Annotated in this window: 21 protein-coding genes; 16 read left to right on the top strand and 5 right to left on the bottom strand. The window is 62.8% G+C overall.

Translation table 11 applies throughout. The features are described from left to right. Positions 1-3 precede the first annotated feature (3 nt). Positions 4-1,053 carry a 4-hydroxythreonine-4-phosphate dehydrogenase PdxA gene (gene pdxA / locus BZG29_RS26940; protein WP_077408792.1) on the top strand — a complete coding sequence of 350 codons (1,050 nt, stop codon included), beginning with the start codon at positions 4-6 and terminating at the stop codon, positions 1,051-1,053. 51 nt (positions 1,054-1,104) lie between these two features. Further along, entirely contained in the window at positions 1,105-1,884 is a 780-nt protein-coding gene (gene rsmA / locus BZG29_RS26935; protein WP_076573213.1) for a 16S rRNA (adenine(1518)-N(6)/adenine(1519)-N(6))-dimethyltransferase RsmA, read from the top strand. 8 nt (positions 1,885-1,892) lie between these two features. On the opposite strand, the gene BZG29_RS26930 is transcribed toward rsmA, so the two are convergent. Continuing rightward, positions 1,893-2,810, bottom strand: a complete 918-nt coding sequence (locus tag BZG29_RS26930) for a LysR family transcriptional regulator (protein ID WP_077408791.1) — start codon at positions 2,808-2,810, stop codon at positions 1,893-1,895. Between the two features lie 226 nt (positions 2,811-3,036). Here BZG29_RS26930 and BZG29_RS26925 point away from each other — a divergent pair, with 226 nt between their 5' ends. The 7 genes from BZG29_RS26925 to BZG29_RS26895 are packed head-to-tail and all read left to right on the top strand — an operon-like array spanning position 3,037 to position 9,959. After that, complete coding sequence (locus BZG29_RS26925; RefSeq protein WP_253192722.1) at positions 3,037-4,152, top strand: porin; 1,116 nt, start codon at positions 3,037-3,039, stop codon at positions 4,150-4,152. A gap of 57 nt (positions 4,153-4,209) precedes the next feature. Beyond that, positions 4,210-5,232, top strand: a complete 1,023-nt coding sequence (locus BZG29_RS26920; protein WP_253192721.1) for an ABC transporter substrate-binding protein — start codon at positions 4,210-4,212, stop codon at positions 5,230-5,232. 21 nt (positions 5,233-5,253) lie between these two features. Further along, a complete protein-coding gene (locus tag BZG29_RS26915; RefSeq protein ID WP_034778816.1) occupies positions 5,254-6,093 on the top strand; it encodes an ABC transporter permease in 840 nt (279 codons plus the stop codon). Further along, complete coding sequence (locus tag BZG29_RS26910; RefSeq protein WP_077408788.1) at positions 6,090-6,869, top strand: ABC transporter permease; 780 nt, start codon at positions 6,090-6,092, stop codon at positions 6,867-6,869. Before BZG29_RS26915 ends, BZG29_RS26910 begins: the two co-directional genes overlap by 4 nt. A gap of 13 nt (positions 6,870-6,882) precedes the next feature. Next, positions 6,883-7,914, top strand: a complete 1,032-nt coding sequence (locus BZG29_RS26905; RefSeq protein WP_077408787.1) for an ABC transporter ATP-binding protein — start codon at positions 6,883-6,885, stop codon at positions 7,912-7,914. Between the two features lie 19 nt (positions 7,915-7,933). Continuing rightward, a complete protein-coding gene (locus BZG29_RS26900; RefSeq protein WP_253192720.1) occupies positions 7,934-8,878 on the top strand; it encodes a nucleoside hydrolase in 945 nt (314 codons plus the stop codon). 25 nt (positions 8,879-8,903) lie between these two features. Beyond that, positions 8,904-9,959 (top strand): adenosine deaminase, encoded by a 1,056-nt coding sequence (locus BZG29_RS26895; protein ID WP_077408786.1) that lies wholly within the window; start codon positions 8,904-8,906, stop codon positions 9,957-9,959. 1 nt (position 9,960) lies between these two features. On the opposite strand, the gene BZG29_RS26890 is transcribed toward BZG29_RS26895, so the two are convergent. Further along, entirely contained in the window at positions 9,961-11,343 is a 1,383-nt protein-coding gene (locus BZG29_RS26890) for a short-chain fatty acyl-CoA regulator family protein (RefSeq protein WP_077408785.1), read from the bottom strand. A 158-nt stretch (positions 11,344-11,501) separates the two neighbouring features. On the opposite strand from BZG29_RS26890, the gene BZG29_RS26885 reads away from it, so the two are divergent. The 5 genes from BZG29_RS26885 to mmsB are packed head-to-tail and all read left to right on the top strand — an operon-like array spanning position 11,502 to position 17,013. Continuing rightward, positions 11,502-13,010: a CoA-acylating methylmalonate-semialdehyde dehydrogenase gene (locus tag BZG29_RS26885; protein ID WP_077408784.1), complete on the top strand. Its 1,509-nt coding sequence runs from the start codon at positions 11,502-11,504 to the stop codon at positions 13,008-13,010. A gap of 9 nt (positions 13,011-13,019) precedes the next feature. Then, a complete protein-coding gene (locus tag BZG29_RS26880; protein ID WP_077408783.1) occupies positions 13,020-14,180 on the top strand; it encodes an acyl-CoA dehydrogenase family protein in 1,161 nt (386 codons plus the stop codon). Next, a complete protein-coding gene (locus BZG29_RS26875) occupies positions 14,177-14,962 on the top strand; it encodes an enoyl-CoA hydratase (RefSeq protein ID WP_077408782.1) in 786 nt (261 codons plus the stop codon). Before BZG29_RS26880 ends, BZG29_RS26875 begins: the two co-directional genes overlap by 4 nt. Further along, positions 14,955-16,088 carry an enoyl-CoA hydratase/isomerase family protein gene (locus tag BZG29_RS26870; RefSeq protein WP_077408781.1) on the top strand — a complete coding sequence of 378 codons (1,134 nt, stop codon included), beginning with the start codon at positions 14,955-14,957 and terminating at the stop codon, positions 16,086-16,088. Before BZG29_RS26875 ends, BZG29_RS26870 begins: the two co-directional genes overlap by 8 nt. A 22-nt stretch (positions 16,089-16,110) precedes the next feature. Further along, the gene (gene mmsB / locus BZG29_RS26865; protein ID WP_077408780.1) at positions 16,111-17,013 is read left to right on the top strand and encodes a 3-hydroxyisobutyrate dehydrogenase; all 903 of its coding nucleotides are present in this window, start codon (positions 16,111-16,113) and stop codon (positions 17,011-17,013) included. A 186-nt stretch (positions 17,014-17,199) separates the two neighbouring features. Here the strand turns inward: mmsB and BZG29_RS26860 are convergent, their stop codons facing one another. Continuing rightward, complete coding sequence (locus BZG29_RS26860; RefSeq protein WP_077408779.1) at positions 17,200-17,781, bottom strand: hypothetical protein; 582 nt, start codon at positions 17,779-17,781, stop codon at positions 17,200-17,202. Positions 17,782-17,817: 36 nt separating this feature from the next. Next, positions 17,818-18,417 carry a hypothetical protein gene (locus BZG29_RS26855; protein WP_077408778.1) on the bottom strand — a complete coding sequence of 200 codons (600 nt, stop codon included), beginning with the start codon at positions 18,415-18,417 and terminating at the stop codon, positions 17,818-17,820. A gap of 245 nt (positions 18,418-18,662) precedes the next feature. On the opposite strand from BZG29_RS26855, the gene BZG29_RS26850 reads away from it, so the two are divergent. Continuing rightward, positions 18,663-19,388 (top strand): HAD family hydrolase, encoded by a 726-nt coding sequence (locus BZG29_RS26850; protein ID WP_171985114.1) that lies wholly within the window; start codon positions 18,663-18,665, stop codon positions 19,386-19,388. A gap of 117 nt (positions 19,389-19,505) precedes the next feature. After that, positions 19,506-20,522 carry a heat-inducible transcriptional repressor HrcA gene (gene hrcA / locus BZG29_RS26845; protein WP_034745713.1) on the top strand — a complete coding sequence of 339 codons (1,017 nt, stop codon included), beginning with the start codon at positions 19,506-19,508 and terminating at the stop codon, positions 20,520-20,522. A 51-nt stretch (positions 20,523-20,573) separates the two neighbouring features. Here the strand turns inward: hrcA and fur are convergent, their stop codons facing one another. Then, positions 20,574-21,005: a ferric iron uptake transcriptional regulator gene (gene fur / locus BZG29_RS26840; RefSeq protein WP_034778781.1), complete on the bottom strand. Its 432-nt coding sequence runs from the start codon at positions 21,003-21,005 to the stop codon at positions 20,574-20,576. Positions 21,006-21,051 lie beyond the last annotated feature (46 nt).

The raw sequence follows: 21,051 nt of genomic DNA, 5'->3' as shown, positions 1-21,051 counted from the left end.
CGCATGAGTAACTTGCCCCTTGCACGCCGTCCGGCCATCGCCATTACCTGCGGCGAACCGGCCGGTGTCGGCCCGGAAATCTCCATACGCGCCGCCTGGGCCATGCGCAATGAAGTCAACTGCATCCTGCTGGGCGACGCCGCCTTCCTGGCGCTGACGGCCAGCCTGATCGACCCGGACATCCGCCTGGCGGCGCTGTCGCTGCAAGCCGTGCGCAACAGCGGCTTGCCGCAGTTCGGCCCGGGCCGCCTGGCCGTGATCGATATTCCCACCGTCAATAATGTCATCCCTGGCGTGCTGGACAAGGAAAACGGGCGCTCCGTGCTCGCCACCCTGGACGCGGCCGTGGAAGGTATCCAGGCCGGCTGGTTTGGCGCCATGGTCACGGCACCCTTGCAAAAGAGCACGATCAACGACGCCGGCGTGGCCTTTTCCGGCCATACGGAATACCTGGCAGAAAAAACCGATACGCCGCAGGTGGTGATGATGCTGGCCGGCGAACCCGGCCATGGCGAACCGACCCTGCGCGTGGCGCTGGCCACCACGCATCTGCCCTTGAAGGACGTGTCCGCCGCCATCACGATGGACAGCCTGGCCATCACCCTGGACATTATTCAGCGCGACCTGCAACAGAAATTCGGCATCGCTGCGCCGCGCATCCTCGTTACCGGCCTGAACCCGCACGCGGGCGAGGGCGGCTACCTGGGACGCGAGGAAATCGATGTCATCGCTCCGGCGATTGCCGCGGCGCAAGCGCGCGGCATCGATGCGCGCGGACCGTATCCGGCCGACACCTTGTTCCAGCACAAATACCTGGCCGATGCCGATTGCGTGCTGGCCATGTACCACGACCAGGGCTTGCCCGTGCTGAAATACGCGACCTTCGGGCGCGGCATCAATGTCACCCTGGGCTTGCCGCTGATCCGCACCTCGGTCGACCACGGCACGGCGCTGGACCTGGCCGCGCAAGGGCTGGGGCTGGCCGATTGCCACAGCATGGAGCACGCCCTGCAAACGGCGCTCGGCATGCTGCGCGCCAGCACCCGCGCCTGATACCTACCGGTTTTACCCCGCTACACCGCCTCTAGAATAGAAAAACAGAATATGAAACACGTTGCCCGCAAACGCTTTGGCCAGAACTTCCTGCATGACCGCTTCGTCCTCGACGACATCACGGCCGCCATCGCGCCGCAGGCGGACGATGCCATGGTCGAGATCGGCCCCGGCCTGGGCGCCATGACGGAGCAGCTGCTGCGCCATTTGAAACAGATGCATGTGGTCGAGCTGGACCGCGACCTGATCGTGCGCCTGGAAAAGACCTTCAATCCGGCCAAGCTGACGATCCACTCGGGCGATGCGCTGAAGTTTGATTTCGCGCAAATCCCCGTGCCGGCCGGCCAGAAGCTGCGCATCGTGGGTAACTTGCCGTACAACATCTCCAGCCCGCTGCTGTTCCACCTGGCGGACTTCGCGCCGCTGGTGCAGGACCAGCATTTCATGTTGCAAAAGGAAGTCGTCGAGCGCATGGTGGCCGAACCGGGCAGCAAGGCGTATGGCCGTTTGTCCGTGATGCTGCAATGGCGCTATGACATGTCGCTGCTGTTCATCGTGCCGCCGACGGCCTTCGACCCGCCGCCGAAAGTGGAATCGGCCATCGTGCGCATGATCCCCGTGGCCGAGCGCCTGGCGTGCGACCAGGCGACCCTGGAAGCGGTGGTCATGAAGGCCTTCTCGCAGCGCCGCAAGGTGATCCGCAACTGCCTGGCCGGGATGTTTACGGAAGAGCAGATCAAGGCGGCCGGCATCGACCCGACCCTGCGTCCGGAAACCGTGGGCCTGGAGCAGTATGTTGCTTTGGCGAACTTGCTGAAGGCACCTGCTTGAGTTTTAACTTAAAACCACTGGTCGACCTGCTGTAAATCCTGTCGCAGGGCAGAAAAGCAGTCGTCGACATGGTGGTTGCGGCTGATTTCATTGCGCCGCATCAAGGCGATCTTGCGCTTGCAGGTGGGCTGGCGCAGCGGCGCCACGTGCAAGTCCTCGTCGTTGAGGAAAGTCGTGTACAGGCTGGGCATGATGCCCACGGCGATGCCGGCGCGCACCACGCCATACAGCGACTCGCTGTGTATCATCTGGTACAGGTTTGAGGGGCTCAGGCCATGCTGGCGCAGCGCGCTCGAGGCGAACTCCCAGATGCTGCCCTTGGTAAACACGACGATTTCCTGGCCCGCCAATTGCTCCCAGCGCACTTCCTTGAGCGGCGCCAGCGCATGGCGTCCCGCCGTCACCAGCACCAGCTCGTCCTCGAACAGGCCCACGCTTTCCAGCGACACGGAGCCGGGCACCTCGATGCCCACGCAAAAGTCCAGCTGGCCCGAATGCAGCGCGTGCAGCAAGCCGTCGTTGGGCATGTCCGACAGGACGATTTCCACTTCATCGCCATGCTGCTCGCAGTAGCGCGCCACCACCACGGCCGTCATCGCCATGGCCGAGGGGATGGCGCCGATGCGGATGCGGTGGCGGCCGCTGCCGATGGCGCGCTGGATGTCGGCAAAGGTATTGCTCGCCGTATTCAATAAATGCGTGGCGTAATCGAGCGCCAGCTTGCCTTCGCGCGTCAGTTCCAGCTGGTGGGTTGTGCGGTTAAACAACTTTTTTCCCAGTTGATTTTCCAGCAGCTTGATCGAGGCGCTGAGGGCCGGCTGGGTCACGCACAATTCCTGTGCAGCCTTGCTGAAGCTGTTTACCCGGGCTAAGGTGGCAAACGCTTGCAAATGTCGTAAGGAAATCTTCTTGCTCAACTCATGCATGGTTTTGCTTATTAGAAAAAGTAATGGATTTATAAAAATAAACAAATTTTCTTATCCCGCAATTTACCATATTCTGGACTGGTCTTTACTTGTCTCGAATGCAACAACATTCGGGAGAAGAGCCTGGAATGCGGCGCCGGCACTTGCGGCGGTGTGCCAGGCAAGGGACGCATCAATAAAATAATTCCAAAAAAACTCAGGGTTTATTCTTTTTAGGGTGGCGGCGATGAACAAATGGATGACGGGAACGATGGTAGTTGGGGGCTTGCTGGCGGCGCAGGGCGCGGCGCAGGCGCAAAGCAGCGTGCAAGTGTATGGCTTGCTGTCGGCCGGTATCGGCTATGTATCGGATGAGGGTAACGGCAGCCGCACGCACGCGCTGAGCGGCACGAATCAGAATCCCCGCATCGGTTTCCGCGGCCAGGAAGACCTGGGCAACGGCACCAAGGCCGTCTTTGCGCTGGAAAACGGTTTTAACGTGATGACGGGCACGGCCTCGCAAAGCGGTCGTTTGTTCGGCCGCCAGTCGTATGTTGGCCTGTCGAGCAACGACAAGGGCACCTTGACCCTGGGCCGCCAGTACGAAGCCGTCAAGGATCTGCTGGGCCCGGTGGTCATCGCCAGTAACGGCGTGCACATCGGCGACAACGACAATGGCTACAACAACCTGCGCGTGCAAAATGCCGTCAAGTACGTCAGCCCGAACATCAGCAACCTGTCGTTTACGGGTTTGTACGGTTTCAGCGAAAATCCGGAAGATGCCAACCGCAACCGCGTCTACAGCATGGGCGCCGGCTACAAGGTCGATGCCTTCAGCTGGGCCGTTGCCTACACCAAGATGGATCGCCCGAACAGCCCGGACGCGCCGAACGGCGCCATCGGCAATGACTACGGCAGCTCCCTGTTGATCTTCAACAAGAGCGCCGTCAAGGGCGCGGGCGTGGACAGCCAGGCCATCGCCGGCACGGGAGGCTTTTATAATGTGGGCAGGACCAAGTTCGGCGCGCTGTACACCAATGTGCGCTACCACTACCTGGACCAAAGCAACCTGACCTTGCAAAACGTGGACCTGAACGTGAACCACAAGCTGACGGAAGCGTTGAACCTGGGCGCGTCGTATTTCTTTACCACTGGTAAATATGATGTGATCAACAAGACGCCGAAATGGCATCAGGTCAACTTCCAGGCCGATTACTTCCTGTCCAAGCGCACCGATGTCGCCATCACCTGGAGCTACCAGAAAGCGGCCGGTGATGCGACGTTCGCGCGCGTGTTCGGCTTCGGCGCCTCGGGCGGCAAGACGCAAAGCGTGCTGATCGTCGGCATGCGACATTATTTCTGAGTCTGATTCATCTTTACAGGCGCTGTCCCGCAGCGCCGTCCCCTGAAAGGAAGCATCTTGAAAAAGCACCTCATGCTGGCGTTGAGCCTAGGCTTGCTGGCCAACGCCGCCCACGCGGAAAAACGCGAGCTGGTCATTTCGGCCTACCCGATTGCCCAGCCCTTGTTCATGAAGTATGTGTACGAGCCGTTCAAGGCCAAATGCGGTTGCGATATCAAGGTGGAAACGGGGAATAACGCGGACCGCATCGCCAAGCTGGTGGTGCACGCCAAGAACCCGGTGATCGACCTGGTGCTGCTGTCCGATTCCGGCATGCTGGAAGCGGCGCAAAAGGGCGTCATCCAGCCCATGGATTACTCCAGGCTGAGCAATTACAAGGCCCTGTACGACGTGGCGAAAAACCCCGTCGGCGGCAATTTCGCCGTCGGCTACACGCTGTATTCGGTCGGCCTGGTGTACCGCAGCGACAAGATCGCCCCGCTGACGTCCTGGAAAGACCTGTGGCGCCCCGAACTGAAGGGCCGCGTGGCCTTCCCCGACGTGAGCACCACGCAGGGCCCCTTGATGCTGCGCATGGCCGATGCGGCCTGGGGCGGCAAGACGGACGACTACGCCACGGGTTTTGCGAAGATCGTCGGCATGAAGGGCAACGTCGTCACGTTCTCGAAGAACAGCGCGCAGCTGGCCGCCCTGTTCGCCCAGGATGAAATCTGGGCCGCGCCCGTGGCGCGCTTTACCTGGTCGCAAATGCTCAAGACGGGCCTGCCCCTGAAGTGGAGCATCCCGGCCGAAGGCCAGGCGGCCGGCATGAACGTGATGGGCATCGTTGCCGGCTCGAAGAATGCGGACCTGGCGTACCAGCTGATGGATTTCTGGCTGTCCAAGGAAGTGCAGACGCAGCTGGCGACCAACCTGGTCGACTCGCCCGTCAACAAGGACGTGCGCCTGTCGGTGGCCGCCGCGCAATTCAACACCTATGGCGCCGATCAGATCAATTCGCTGAAATTCGTCAAGCCGGAAACCATCATCAAACAGCGCAGCAACTGGATGACGCAGTGGAACAAGGCCATGAGCAAATAGTGGTGACGAGGAGAAAACACCATGTTTGCTGATCCAAAAAAGCGCCTGGGACTGCTGCTGGTCCTGCCGGCGCTGATCTTTATCGTTGTCTGCTTCCTGCTGCCTGTGCTGGCCTTGCTGGTCGACGCCTTCCGCGTCGGCGACGGCATGCAGTGGGGTGTCGACCGCTTCATCGAATTCTTCTCGCAGGAATTCAACCGCACCATCTTCTGGCGCACCCTGCGCATTGCCGCGCTGGTGACGCTCGCTTCCATCATCCTCGGCTATCCGGCCGCGCAAGCCGTGGCGCGCGTGTCGCCGAAGTGGCGCGGCCTGGTGGTGGGCATGATGATCCTGCCGCTGATGGTCTCGCCGATCGCGCGTACCTACGCCTGGATCGTGCTGCTGGGCCGCAACGGCGCCGTCAACGCGGCGCTGGTCAACATGGGCTTGACGGAAGAGCCGCTGCGTTTGCTGTTCAGCGAGTTCGCCGTGTTTGTCGGCCTGCTGCAACTGCTGCTGCCGCTGATGCTGATGTCGCTGGCGGGCGCGCTGGAAAACCTGCCGCGCGACGTGGAACCGGCTGCCGCCACCCTGGGCGCGAATCCATGGCAAGTATTCTGCAAGGTCACCCTGCCGCTGACCCAGGAAGGCCTGGTCGTCGGTGGCACCCTGGTGTTTACGGGCTGCGTGACGGCCTATGTGACGCCGGCCCTGCTGGGCGGCACCAAGGTGCTGATGCTGGAAACCCTGCTGTACCAAAAGGTCAGCGTGGAAAGCGATTTCGGCGCGGCGAATGTCATCGCCGTCATCCTCGTCTGCATGACCCTGCTGGTCAACGCCGGCCTTAAACGTATTTCCTCGAGCCGGAGTTCCGTATGAAAGAAAGTGTCTTCTCGCGTGCCGTCCTGTGGCTCGTGTTCCTGTTCCTGCTGGGGCCTTTCGCCATCGTCGTGCTGGCCGGTTTCAGCGGCGGCGAAACGCTGGCGTTCCCGCCCGAGTCGTATTCGCTGCGCTGGATCCTCGAAGTGTGGTCGGCGCCCGAGTTCCGCCGCGCCTTCCAGACCAGTCTGGAAATCGGCCTGATCGCCACCGTCATCGCGCTGTTGCTGGGCATTCCCGTCGCGTATGCGTTTTCGCGCATGCCGCCACCCGGCATCGGTGCCATCCGCCAGGTGCTGACGTCGCCGCTGATCATTCCCGCCATCCTGGTCGGTTTGGGCTTGCTGCACCACCTGGTGCTGACGATCAATGCGCCCGTGTACGTGGGCCTGCTGATCGGCCACATCGCGCTCTTGATTCCGTACTCGGTGCGCGTCGTGTACGCCAGCCTGGTGAACCTGCGCGTCGATATCGAGGATGCCGCCATCACCCTGGGCGCGTCGCGTTTGCGGGCGTTCTTCATGATCGTGCTGCCGAATATCCGCAACGCCGTGATCGCCGCCTTCTTCCTCGCCTTCGTCACCTCGTTCAACCAGGTGCCCGTCTCGCTGTTCCTGACGGGTCCCGGCATCAGCACCTTGCCGATCGAGATGCTGGGGCATATGGAAAATAGCTTCGATCCGTCGATCGCTGCCCTGTCGACCTTGCTGGTCTTGTTCACCATGGCCTTCGTGATGGTGACCGAGAAGGTGCTGGGCATTTCTAAATACATGTAAGAGGCAACACACCATGAGTTATCTGGAACTGCACAAGCTGAACCTCGGCTACGCCAAGAACACGACGTCCGTGAAAGACCTGGACCTGCACGTCGAGCAGGGCGAGCTGATTTCCCTGCTGGGCCCCAGCGGCTGCGGCAAGACCACCACCATGCGCGCCATCGCCGGCCTGATGCCGCTGCAGTCGGGCCGCATCGTGCTCGATGGCCGCGAAATCGGCAAGCTGGCGCCGAACAAGCGCAATATCGGCATGGTCTTCCAGTCGTACGCGCTGTTCCCGCACTTGAGTGTATACGACAACATCGCTTTCGGTTTGCGCTTGCGCAAGGTCGCGCCAGCTTTGCTGAAAACGAAGGTGGAAGCGGTGATCGCCGCCGTCGGCCTGACCGGTTTTGAAACGCGCCTGCCGGCGCAGATGTCCGGTGGCCAGCAGCAGCGCGTGGCGCTGGCGCGCGCCATCGTCGTCGAGCCGGCCCTGCTGCTGCTCGACGAGCCGCTGTCGAACCTGGACGCCAAGCTGCGCGTGCAGATGCGCGCCGAACTGCGCCGCATCCAGCGCGAGCTGGGCATCACCATGCTGTACGTGACGCACGACCAGGAAGAAGCGCTGGCGCTGTCCGACCGCATCGTCGTCATGAATGGCGGGCGCATCGAGCAACTGGCGGCGCCGGAAGCCGTCTTCAACACGCCGTCGACGCGCTTCGTTGCCAACTTCATGGGCTTCGAGAACCTGTTCGACTACCGCGACGGCGCGCTGCACCACGCGGGCGCCAGCCTGCCGTACACGTCGCCCGTCGCGGCCGGCACCACGGTGCTGGGCTGGCGTCCGGACAAGGTGCGCGTGTGCGCGGCCGACGACGCGGCCGGTCAATACCCGGGTACCGTGCTGGCGCGGGGCTTCCTGGGCGACACCGTCGAATACCTGCTGCAAACGCCGCTGGGCCAGGTCAAGGGCATTTGCGCGGCCGGCGGCGCCGCCTGGCGCGAAGGCACGGCCGTCTCCTTCGTGCTGCCGTCCGACAGCGCCCTGTGGCTGGGTGCCTGATTTCTTACTGGAAAGCATCATGACCCAATCCTTGAAAAAGATATGGCTCGATACCGATCCCGGTTTCGACGACTGGCTGACGATGTTGCTCTTGGGCAGCAATCCCGATATCGAGTGGCTGGGCGTGAGCGTGGTGGCGGGCAATGCGCCCGTCGATATCACCTACGACAACGCCTTGCGCATCAAGGCCCATGATGGCTTGACGGTGCCGATCTACCGCGGCTGCGAAGAGCCGCTGGCCGGCGTCATCGAAACGGCACAGCGCATCCTCGGCGACAGCGGCATGCCGACGACGGGCGCGATCCTGCCGCCCGGCGCCGCCACGGATGCTGCCGGCCACGCCGTCGACGCGCTGATCGCCGCCGTGCGCAAGTATCCTGGCCAGATCACCATCATGGCGATTGCGCCGATGACGAACCTGGCCACGGCATTGTCTAAGGCGCCCGACATCGCGGAAAAAATCGTCGAAATCATCCTGATGGGCGGCTCGACCGACCAGGGCAACCACACGGCGGCGGCCGAATTCAATATCTATGCGGATCCGGAAGCGGCCGCCCAGGTCTTCCAGGCCGGCATCCCGCTGCGCATGTTCGGCTTGAACCTGTGCCGCCAGCTGCTGGTCACTAAACTGGAAGTGGAGCAGCTGCGCGCCATCGGCACGCCGCGCGCGCAGCGTCTGGCCGGCTACCTGGAAGCGTATGTGCGCATCCGCAGCAGCGACGGTTCCGTGCCCATGCCGATGTACGACCCCGTGGTGGCCCTGTACCTGGAAGCGCCGCAGCTGTTCCAGTTCCAGAGCGCCCACGTGGCCATCGAATTGACGGGCGAACTGACGCGCGGCATGACGGTGTGCGAATTCCGCGTGCCGCGCCGCGCACCCATCAACACGCAGGTGGCGATGCTGGCCGACGGCCCGGCCGCCATCGAGCGCCTGATGCGCCGCCTGGCCGCCATTCTCGTCTGACCCACTTCACTACGAAACGAGCTTCATGTCTAATTCCCCCCTGAGCATCGAACAGTTTTTACGCGCCATGCCGAAAGTGGAGCTGCATTGCCACCTGTTCGGCACGGTGCGGCAGGCTACTTTCCGCGCGCTGGCCGCCAAGACGGGCAATGTCGTCACCCCCGAGGAAATCGACGCGTTTTACACGCGCGGCGACAAGCCCGTCGGCGTGCTGCGCGTGCTGCGCGCGCTCGACGCGCACCTGATCGTCTCGCCGACGGACTTGTATTGCCTCGCCTACGAATACCTGGAAGACGTGCATGGCCACGGCGTGCGCTACGCGGAATTCTTCTGGAATCCCACCGGCACCGTGCGCGTGTCGGGCATCCGCTATGACGCGGCGCAAGACGCCATCGTGGCCGCCATCCGCGACGCACAGCGCGATTTCGGCGTGATTGGCCGCCTGATCCCCAGCATCGACCGCGAAGCGAGTCCCGCCGAAGCCGTGCAAATGGTGGAATGGATGAAGGCTTACCGCGCGCCGGAAGTCATCGGCATCGGCATCGACTACCGCGAAAACGACCGCCCGCCAGAACTCTTTATCGAAGCCTACCGCGCCGCGCGCGAGGCCGGCTTCAAGTGCACGGCGCACGCGGGCGAATTCGGCATGCCGTGGATGAACGTGGAGACGGCCATTGAACAGTTACAGGTGGACCGGGTCGACCATGGCTACACGATTGTTGATAATCCTCAATTGGCGCAGCGCTGCGTGGAGCGCGGCCTCGTGTTTACGGTCGTGCCGACCAATTCCTACTATCTGCGCACCCTGGCTCCCGAGCGCTGGGCCCTCGACCACCCGATCCGCGCCATGGCCAAGCTGGGCCTGAAACTGCATCCGAACACGGACGACCCGACCCTGCACCACGTGACGCCGACGGGCGCCTGGATGATGATGCGCGAGTTCGGTTTCGGCCTCGATGACATGCGCGGCTTCATGTTGAATGGCCTGGACGCGGCCTGGATAGCCGAATCCACGCGGCGCGACTGGCGCGCGGAATTTGCGCGCGAATTCGACGCGCTGCGCGCCCGGGTCGTCGAGTAAGTCAGGCGGACGCTGGCGGCGGTGCCAGCAGCGACGGAAACGCCCGCTGCGGGCAGCTTTGGCGCTCGCACACCTTGCAGCCCGTGCCGATCGGCGTGGCGCTGCTGGGGTCGTGCAGATCGAGTCCCTTCGAATAGATCAGCCGGTGCGCCTGCGAGATGTCGCAGCCCAGCGCCACGGCAAAGGTCTTGCCCGGTGCGCGGAAGCCCGGCGACGCCGTGCTGACCTGGCGCGCGATCCACAGATAGGTGCAGCCGTCGGGCATGCTGGCCACTTGCGTCAGCACCTGGCCCGGATGGCTGAAGGCGTCGTAGACGATCCACAGCGGACACGTGCCGCCCACCCTGGAAAAATGGAAGTCCGTGGCCGACTGGCGCTTCGAGACATTGCCGGCGCGGTCGACGCGCACGAAGAAAAACGGCAGTCCCGCCGCATCGGGGCGCTGCATGGTGCTCAGGCGGTGGCATACGGCCTCAAAACCCACGCCGAACTGGTGCGCCAGGCGTTCGATATCGTAGGCGCGCGTTTCCGCCGCCTGCAGGAAGCGCTGGTAGGGCATCAGCAAAGCGCCCGCGAAATAATTGGAAAAGGCCAGGCGCGCGCCCGTTTGCGCGGCCGCGCCGGAGAGACCCGCCGCCAGCACGAGGGCGTCGATCAGCTCGCTGTGCTCGAGCAGGCTGATCTGCGCTGCCATCTGGAAGGCGCGCTGGCCGCCCGTCAGGGTGTCGGGCAGAAACAAAATATGTTGTTGCGCATCAAAGCGATGCTTGCGCACCATGCCCGCGTCGCCATCGGACAGTTGCACCCGGATGCCGTGGCGTTCCAGCAGGCGCCCTTGCAGCGCGTCGAGCGTGCGCAGGGACGGATCGAGTTCGCCCGCCACCCGCTCGGCCGCCCGGTCCAGCTCGTCGATGTAGTTTTGCCGCCGGTTCAGGTATTCGCGTACTTCCTCGTCCGTGGACGGCGCCGCCGAGCTGGCGCCGCGGCTGCCGTCGTCGAGGCGCGCGGCCAGCGTGTCGGCCCGCTCCGCCATCACCCGGTAGCGCCGCTGCAGGAGCAAGATCGAGCGCGCCAGTTCCGGCATGTTTTCCACCAGCATTTTCAATTCCGCCATCGAGGTGGGCGGCGCGTCGGGCAATTCGCCGAACACGTCGCGCACGTCGGCCACCAGGCTGGCGCTGTCGTGTTCGGAAAAGATTTGCGGATCGACCCCGAGAACACTGCCGATGCGCAGCAAAATCGGCACCGTCAGCGGGCGCTGGTTGCGCTCCATCTGGTTCAGGTAGCTGGGCGAGATGCCCAGGGACTTGGCCAGCGCCACCTGCGTCATGCGCCGTTCCTCGCGCAGGCGCTGCAGGCGCACGCCCATGAAAACCTTTGCCATCGCGTTTCCTCTTCCCCGGTTTGTGGAGTCTGCAAATTTACAATCTTTGCAGATTAACAGATTCAGCTTTGCATTATCTCGCATTTTCACGCCTTGTTCGCAGCGCGGATTGTGCGAATAATGCAAACAGACCTATACCCCCAACGAGGAGACACCGAGTGACCACGCAAACTTCCATCCCTACCGTTCCACTGCTGATCAACGGCGAGTGGGTTGAATCGACCACCACCGTCTGGCGCGACGTCGTCAACCCCGCCACGCAGGAAGTCCTGGCCCGTGTGCCGTTCGCCACGCCGGACGAAGTGAACGCCGCCATCGCCTCGGCCCAGCGCGCCTTCAAAACCTGGCGCAAGACGCCGATCGGCGCGCGCGCCCGCATTTTCCTCAAATTGCAGCAATTGATCCGTGAAAACATGGCCGACCTGGCCGCCACCTTGACCATGGAACAGGGCAAGACCCTGCTCGACGCGGAAGGCGACGTCTTCCGCGGCCTGGAAGTGGTCGAGCATGCGGCCAATATCGGCACCCTGCAAATGGGCGAATACGCGCAAAACGTGGCCGGCGGCGTCGATACCTACAGCGTGATGCAGCCGCTGGGCGTGTGCGCCGGCATTACCCCGTTCAATTTCCCCGCCATGATCCCCCTGTGGATGTTCCCGATGGCGATTGCCTGCGGCAATACGTTTGTCTTGAAACCATCGGAGCAAGATCCGCTGGTGACGGAAAAGCTCGTGCGTCTGGCCTTGCAGGCGGGTATCCCGGCCGGCGTGCTGAACGTGATACACGGCGGTGAAGACGTCGTCAACGCCCTGTGCGACCACCCGGACATCAAGGCGATTTCGTTCGTGGGATCGAGCAAGGTGGGCACGCATGTGTACCAGCGCGCCAGCCTGAACGGCAAGCGCGCGCAATGCATGATGGGCGCCAAGAACCACGCCGTCGTCTTGCCGGATGCTAATAAAGAACAGACCCTGAACCAGTTGCTGGGCGCGGGTTTCGGCGCGGCCGGCCAGCGCTGCATGGCTGCATCGGTGGCCGTGCTGGTGGGCGAGGCGCGCGAGTGGCTGCCGGAACTGTCCGCCAAGGCGAAAACCCTGACGGTGGGTGCGGGCAAGGACAATCCTGACCTCGGTCCCGTGATCTCGTGCGCGGCAAAAGAGCGCGTCTTCAGCCTGGTCGCCAAGGGCATCGAGCAGGGTGCCGTGCTGACCCTGGACGGCCGCGACGTGAAGGTCGATGGCTATCCAAACGGCAACTTCGTGGGACCGACGATTTTGTCCGGCGTCAAACCCGGCATGGTCGTATATGACCAGGAAATCTTTGGCCCCGTCTTGATCGTCGTCGAAGTCGATACGCTCGATGAAGCGATTGCCCTGGTGAACGCGAATCCGAACGGCAACGGCACGGCCCTGTTTACGCAAAGCGGCGCGGCCGCGCGCTATTTCCAGGAAGAAATCGACGTGGGCCAGGTCGGCATCAACGTGCCCATCCCCGTGCCCGTTCCCCTGTTCAGCTTTACGGGTTCGCGCGGCTCGAAACTGGGCGACCTGGGCCCGTTCGGCAAGCAAGTCGTGCTGTTCTACACGCAGACGCAGACGATTACCCAGCGCTGGTTCACGGACGCGGCCTCGGTGGGCAAGGTCAACACCACCATCAGCCTCAAATAAGGAGCTGGCATGGACTTTGAACTGAGCGACGAGCAGCGCGAGTTCCAGCAGGCGGCGCGCGCGTTTGCCGAAGGCGAACTGGCGCCGCACGCGGCGCATTGGGATGCGGAATCGATTTTCCCAGTGGAAACGATTGCCAAGGCGGGCGAGATGGGCTTTTGCGGCCTGTACACGCCGCAGCGCTGGGGCGGCCTGGGCCTCTCCCGCCAGGATGCGGCCATCGTCTTCGAGGAGCTGGCCGGCGGCTGCACCTCGACCACGGCCTACATCACGATCCACAACATGGCCACCTGGATGCTGTCGCGCTGGGGGCAGGAAGCCCTGTGCGACGAATGGGTGCCGGCCCTGGCCGCCGGCCAGAAGCTGGCCAGCTATTGCCTGACGGAACCGCAATCGGGCTCCGACGCGGCCTCCTTGCGCACCAAGGCCGTGAAAGATGGCGATTTTTATGTTCTCGATGGCACCAAGGCCTTCATTTCCGGCGCGGGCCAGACGGACATGCTGATCGTCATGGCGAGAACCGGCGGCGAGGGCGCGGCGGGCATTTCCGCGTTTGCCGTGCCGGCCAACCTGCCCGGCATCGTGTATGGCAAGAAAGAAGAAAAGATGGGCTGGAACAGCCAGCCCACGCGCATCATCAGCTTCGACCAGGTGAAAGTGCCTGTCGGTAACTTGTTGGGCGCGGAAGGCGAAGGCTTTGCCATTGCCATGAAGGGCATCGATGGCGGGCGCATCAATATCGCCGTGTGTTCGGTCGGCACGGCGCAGGCGGCCCTCACGCGGGCGCAAACGTACATGAAGGAGCGCACGCAGTTCGGCCGCGAGCTGGCCCAGTTCCAGGCCTTGCAGTTCAAGCTGGCCGACATGCTGACGGAATTGGTGGCGGCGCGCCAGATGGTGCGCCTGGCGGCCTGGAAACTCGACCAAGAAAGCCCGGATGCGACGGCATATTGCGCCATGGCAAAACGTTTCGCCACGGATGTGGGTTTTAATGTGGCCAACGATGCGCTGCAGTTGCACGGCGGCTACGGCTACATCCGCGAGTACCCGCTCGAGCGCCACGTGCGCGACACGCGGGTGCACCAGATCCTGGAAGGGACGAATGAAATCATGCGCCTGATCGTCGCGCGAGCGATTCTGAAAGATGGCGCCACGGAGACCTTACGATGACAAAAGTGTATACCAATCTGCTGCTGGAACGCCGTGGCCATACGGCTCTGGTGACCCTCGACAACCCGCCCGCCCACACGTGGACCCTGGCCAGCCTGAACGCGCTGACGCAGCTGGTGGCCGACCTGAATGCGGACCCGGACGTGTATGCGCTGGTGATCACGGGCGGCGGCGCCAAGTTCTTCTCGGCCGGTGCCGATTTAAAGGTGTTTGCCGACGGCGACAAGGATATGGCTTTTAATATGGCCGCCGCCTTTGGCGAGGCCTTCGAGGCGCTGTCCGCGTTTCGCGGCGTCAGCATCGCCGCCATCAATGGCTACGCCATGGGCGGCGGGCTCGAATGCGCGCTGGCGTGCGACATCCGCATTGCCGAGGAACACGCGCAGATGGCCTTGCCGGAAGCCTCCGTCGGCTTGCTGCCGTGCGCGGGCGGCACGCAGCACTTGCCGTGGCTGGTGGGCGAAGGCTGGGCCAAGCGCATGATTTTGTGCGGCGAGCGGGTCGACGCGGCCAAGGCCCTGGCCATCGGCCTCGTCGAGGAGGTCGTGCCAACCGGCAAGGCTGCCGCCACGGCGCTGGCCCTGGCCGCCAAGGTGGCGCGCCAAAGCCCCAGCAGCGTGACGGCGTGCAAGACCCTGATCCAGGGCGCGCGCAGCCATCCGCTGGTCAATTCCTTGCCCGATGAGCGCACCCTGTTCCTGGGCTTGTTCGATACGCAAGACCAGAAAGAGGGCGTGCAAGCGTTCCTGGAAAAACGTCCGGCGGAGTGGAAGAATGGTTGAGACCGTTAATATTGTTGAAACCGTGAAAATCGAGGAACGCGATTGTCCCGGCGGCATGAAGCTGGGCGTCATCACCCTCGACGCGCCAAAGTCCTTGCATGCGCTGACCCTGGACATGATACGCGCCATCGATGGCGCCCTCGTGCGCTGGGCCGTTGATGACGCCATCGCCTGCGTGGTGCTGCAATCGTCGACCGACAAGGCTTTCTGCGCGGGCGGCGACGTGCGCAGCCTGCGCACGGCCATCGTTGAGCAGCCGGGCGTCGTGCCTAACCCGCAGGCGCTGGCCTTCTTTGCCGAGGAATACCGGCTCGACCACCGCATCCACACGTATGCAAAGCCGCTGCTGGTGTGGGGCGGTGGCATCGTCATGGGCGGCGGCCTGGGCCTGATGGCCGGCGCCAGCCACCGCGTGGTGACGGAAAGCACGCGCATCGCCATGCCGGAAATCACCATCGGCCTGTTCCCCGACGTGGGCGGCAGCTGGTTCCTGGGCCGCATGCCGGGGCGCAGCGGCCTGTTCCTGGGGCTGACGGGCGCGCCGCTGAACGCGGCTGACGCCTTGTTTGCGGGCCTGGGCGACTATTTCCTGCGCCAGGAAGAGCGCAACATGGTGCTCGACGCGCTGGCGCTGGCGCAATGGCAAGCCAGCCCGCAGGCGAACAGCGAGCAGCTGGATCGCCTGCTGCGCGGCTTCTCTGCTCCCGCGTCCATGCTGCCTGTCTCCGAAGTGCGCGCCAACTTCGACGCCATCGCCGCGCTGACGCAAGCGCCCACCTTGCCTGAAGTGGTGGCCGCCATCGCCGCGTATGACGGCGATTCGGCCTGGCTGCAAAAGGCGGCCCACTCGCTGCACAGGGGCGCGCCCAGTTCCGCCGCTCTGGTCTGGGCCATGCGCGAACGCACGCGCCACATGAGTTTGGCGCAAGTGTTCCAGCTGGAATTGATCGTTGCCGTGCAGTGCTGCGCCCATGCGGACTTCAGCGAAGGCGTGCGCGCCTTGCTGATCGACAAGGACAACGCGCCGCAGTGGCAGCCGGCCAGCCTGGCCGACGTCGGCGACGCGTATCTCAATGGGTATTTCACGGCGCCGTGGGATAGCCATCCTTTGCGCGACCTACATTAAAAGAACAACAGGAGACTTTAAAATGCAACATATCGCTTTCATCGGCTTGGGCAACATGGGCGCGCCGATGGCCCGCAACCTGGTGGCCGCCGGCTTCCACGTATCCGTATTCGACCTGGCGCCGGCGGCGGTGGCGTCGCTGGTCGAGGCAGGCGCCACGGCGGCCGCGTCCGCCAGCGCTGCCGTGCAGACGGCTGACGCCGTCATCACCATGTTGCCAGCCAACAAGCACGTGCAGGAGCTGTACCTGGCGGCCGGCGGCGTGCTGGACTCGGCCAAGCCGGGCGCCCTGTTCATCGATTGCAGCACCATCGCGGCCGACGTGGCGCGCCAGGTGGCGCAGGCGGCCAGCGAGCGCGGCTTTGCCATGATCGATGCGCCCGTCTCGGGCGGCACGGCGGGCGCGGCGGCCGGCACCCTGACCTTCATCGTCGGCGGCAGCGAAGCGGCCTTGCAGCAGGCGCGGCCCCTGCTGGAAAAGATGGGCAAGAACATCTTCCATGCGGGCGAGGCGGGCGCGGGCCAGGTGGCGAAGATTTGCAACAACATGCTGCTGGGCATTCTGATGGCGGGCACGGCCGAGGCGCTGAACCTGGGCGTGGCGCATGGCCTGGACCCGAAAGTGTTGTCCGACATCATGGCCAAGAGCTCGGGCCGCAACTGGACTCTGGAAGTGTACAACCCGTGGCCCGGCGTCATGGACGGCACGCCCGCGTCGCGCAATTACACGGGCGGCTTCGGCACGGCGCTGATGCTGAAGGACCTGGGCCTGGCGCAGCAGTCGGCCCTGTCGGCGAACGCGCCCACGCCCTTGGGCGGCCTGGTGCGGCAGATGTACCAGATGCATGCGCAAGCCGGTTATGCGCAGCAGGATTTCTCCAGCATCGTGCAGATGCTGCAGCCGGGCTTGAATCAACCCGTTTGAGGAATTTTGGACAAAAAAAAGCCCGCTGGTAAAAGCGGGCTAAATCCAATTCTTGGAAGAGTTGGAGGAGACAGATGCATTATGCTGCATCGCCACATATAACTCCAATTTATCTTTGGAATATCGACTATATATTTCTGTGATATCTCTTCCCGGTAGCCGCGCAGCGGCTACCGTTGCCGCAAATCAGGCTGGATTACAGGCGATCTTCACCGTCGTCACATTCGCTTCGCCCATGGTGCCTTTTTCCGTACCTGGCACCAGGTCGCACTGCAGGCCCTTCGGCTGAACGGACACGCTGACGCCATAGGTGTCGCCATAGGCGACAGGGCCGGCCATGGTAAAGGTCGTGGTGTCCTTGGCCACCGTTGTTGTCGTACTGCCGTTAATCAGCACGAGGCCGTCCACGGTCAGGCCGGAAATCGTGCCGCCCACGGTATATCTGTTTTGCTGGCAAGTAACAGCGGCGCTGATACTGATGTAATGACCAGCCGAGCCGGAACCGCCGCTGATGCTGCAAGTCATGTGGGCCGGTTGTTTATTGAAGGTGATGTTGTAGTCGGTGCCATAGTCGATGCGCTTGACAAAAGTGAAGTTTGTTTTGCCCGCAGGAACTGGGAGGATGTCGCTGCCATTGGCCAGGATCAGCCCTTCATTGTTCAAGCCTGAGATCGTACCGCCGACCTCATACGAGGCCTTGCCGCCGCAAGCGGCCAGTCCCAGGGTCAGCAGCAGCGCGGCGAGTGGGCGCAAGCAGGATAACTTCATGTATTTCTCCAAAAAATAGGTGACGGATCGCAAGGATTACTGCGGCGTGCAGTCAAGTGTGGCCGCGGTCGTGGCGGCAGAGCCCATCGTGCCGACCGTATCGCTGGCGTCGGTACTCTTTGAACCCTGGAAGCGGCACGTCAGGCCCGTTGGCTGAGTCAGTATGGAAATACCGTACGGGGCGCCGTCATCTACCGAATTGAATGTGTAGGCGGCGGCGCCAGCCGACAGGGTGATGCCTTTGGGGCCCATCACCAGGCGCAAGCCATCGGCGGTCAGGCCCGTGATCGTGCCATTCAGCGGGTAGCTGTTGGTTGTGCAGTTCACCAAGGCCGTGTTCACGGAATAGCTCGATGCCTTGCCGGCGCCATTGACGATGGTGCAAACGGCGCCCTTGGGCTGTTCCGCGATGGTAATATTGTAGCGGTCATCGTTCTTCACCAGCTTGCTGAAGACAACGGTGGCCTGGCCCACAGGAACCGGCAAGCGCTCCCCGTCATTCAGGAGAATCAGGCCATCCTTGGCCAGGCCGCTGACTGAGACTTGCAAATACAGGTTGCCGCCGCTGCCGCCGCAGGCTGCCAGTGTGGCGGCGCAAGCCGCCGCCAGCATCGAGCGCAGGTACAAATTTTTCATACATTCTCCAAAACGAATTAGGTTGGGTAGCGCAACGCGGACGCTGGCGCCGCATTGGAATGGCGCCTATTTTAGTCTATCTGGCAAGCTGGATGACCTTGCCTTGTATCACCCTGTAACAATTTTTCGCCGGGAAGCGCTGGCCCGGCCCCATTTCACGGGGGCGCAGCCATGCCGGCGGCGGCGATCGGTGCGACAATAGACGCATCCTGCGCACCGTGACGCAGTATCCCATTGTGAGTCCCATGTCCCTTGCCCCTGTAAAACCCGCCGTGCCGCCCAAGGCCATCCTGTTTGACCTCGACGATACCTTGTGGCCCATCGCACCCGTGATCGCCGCCGCGGAAACCCTGCTGCACGACTGGCTGGTCACGCATGCGCCCAAGGTGGCGCGGCAGTTTTCCATCGAGGTACTGCGCCAGCACCGCCAGGCCATGCTCAACGAACAACCGCATTTCCATGGCAACCTGATCGAGTTGCGCCGCGCGGGCCTGCTGGCCGCCTTCGAGGCTGCCGGCGAGGATCCCGCCCTGGTCGACGGGGCTATCCTGCAATTCCTGGCCGCGCGCAACCGCGTCCAGCCCTATGACGACGTCTTGCCGGGCCTGGCCTGGATGCGCCAGCGCATGCTGGTCGGTTCGATCTCGAATGGCAATGCGGACCTTGACATTATCGGTCTGGCGCAGCATTTCAAGGTATCGATCGCCGCCAGCGATTTTGGCGTGGCCAAGCCCGACGCCAGCATCTTCCTGGCCGGTTGCGCCGCACTGGACGTCGCGCCCCATGAAGCCGTGTATGTCGGCGACGACCTGTATTTCGACGTGACGGGAGCGCAGGGGGCGGGCATGCGCGCCGTCTGGATGAACCGCAAGGGCAGCGATGCGCACCTGGCCGCCGGCGTGCAGCCCGACGCCATCTGCGCCAACTTTGATGAATTGTTGCTGTGGCTGCAAGGGCAACTGGAAGATTGATCGCCGCAGGCCGGGCGAACGTGCATAATAGGCGCTGTTGACGCACGTTCGGCCGCTTTCGTTGCCGCTTGCTTAACAAAATACTTGCTTAAAGAATATTTTCTTAAATAAGACACCATGCAACTCGATACACGTGCCCAAACACTGCTGAAAGCCCTGGTCGAGCGATATATCGCCGACGGCCTGCCGGTCGGTTCGCGCGCCTTGTCGAAAATTTCCGGCCTCGACCTGTCGCCGGCCACGATCCGCAACATCATGGCCGACCTGGAAGAGCTCGGTTATGTGTCCAGCCCGCACACTTCGGCTGGCCGCATCCCCACGCCGCGCGGCTACCGCATCTTTGTCGACACCTTGCTGACCGTGCGGCATCTGGACGAGCACCTGGTGGAATCGCGCATGCGCCTGCAGACGCCGCAACCGCAAAAAACCATCGCCAATGCGGCGCAGATGCTGTCGTCGCTGTCGCAGTTTGCCGGCGTCGTGCTCAGTCCGCGCCGCGAATCCGTGTTCCAGCAGATTGAATTTTTGCGCCTGTCGGAAAAACGCATCCTGCTCGTCATCGTCGCCCCCGGCGGCGACGTGCAGAACCGTTTATTGCTGACGGAGGCCGACTATACGCCGGCGCAACTGGTGCAGTCGGCCAATTACATCAACCAGAATTATGGCGGCCTGTCCTTCGATGCCGTGCGCGTGCGCCTGCAGGGCGAATTGCGCCAGTTGCGCGACGATATGGGCAGTTTGATGCAGGCGGCCGTGGAAGCGGGCAGCGAAGCGATGGCCGACCATAGCGACGACATGGTGATTTCCGGCGAGCGCAACTTGCTCAGCGTGAGCGATCTGTCGTCGAACATGCATTCGCTGCGCCAGATGTTCGACATGTTCGAGCAAAAAACGGGCTTGATGCAGCTGCTCGACGTGTCGAGCAAGGCGACGGGCGTGCAGATTTTCATCGGCGGCGAATCGAACCTGGTGCCGATGGATGAAATGAGCGTGGTGACGGCGCCGTATGAAGTCAACGGCAAGATCGTGGGAACGTTGGGAGTGATCGGGCCGACGCGCATGGCTTACGAGCGCGTCATTCCGATTGTCGATATCACGGCCAAGCTGCTGTCAAGCGCACTCAGCCATCATTGATCGTACTGCCTGGCGCGCCGGCCGTTCCCTTGCGGAAACGGCCGGCTTGGGTCAGGCGGTTTTGTGCGGGCAAGCCGTCTTGATGCAGTTGCCGTAGATGGCCAAAGCGTGTTCGGCGATCTTGAAGCCGCGCTCTTCGGCTACCTTTTGCTGGCGCACTTCGATGTCTTCGTCGAAGAATTCTTCGACCCGGCCACAGTCGAGGCACACCAGATGGTCGTGGTGGGAACCTTCGTTGAGTTCGAAAATCGCCTTGCCGGTTTCAAAATGGTTGCGATTGAGCAAGCCAGCCTGTTCGAATTGCGTCAGGACGCGGTAGACAGTTGCCAAACCGACATCCATATTGTCGGCCAGCAGAATCTTGTAGACGTCTTCCGCGGTCAGGTGGCGTACCGGGCTACTCTGGAAGATATCGAGTATCTTCAGCCGTGGCAGGGTGGCTTTCAGGCCGCTTGCCTTGAGATCACTAGGATTGTTACTCATGTTTGTTGCTCGTATGTGGGTCAGGTGCTTTATCATATAGCGTTTT

The organism is Janthinobacterium sp. LM6, assembly GCF_002002885.1.
GTDB lineage: Bacteria > Pseudomonadota > Gammaproteobacteria > Burkholderiales > Burkholderiaceae_D > Janthinobacterium > Janthinobacterium kumbetense.
The sequence above is the reverse complement of the archived record's forward strand: the minus strand, read 5'-3'. Positions and strand labels throughout refer to the sequence as shown.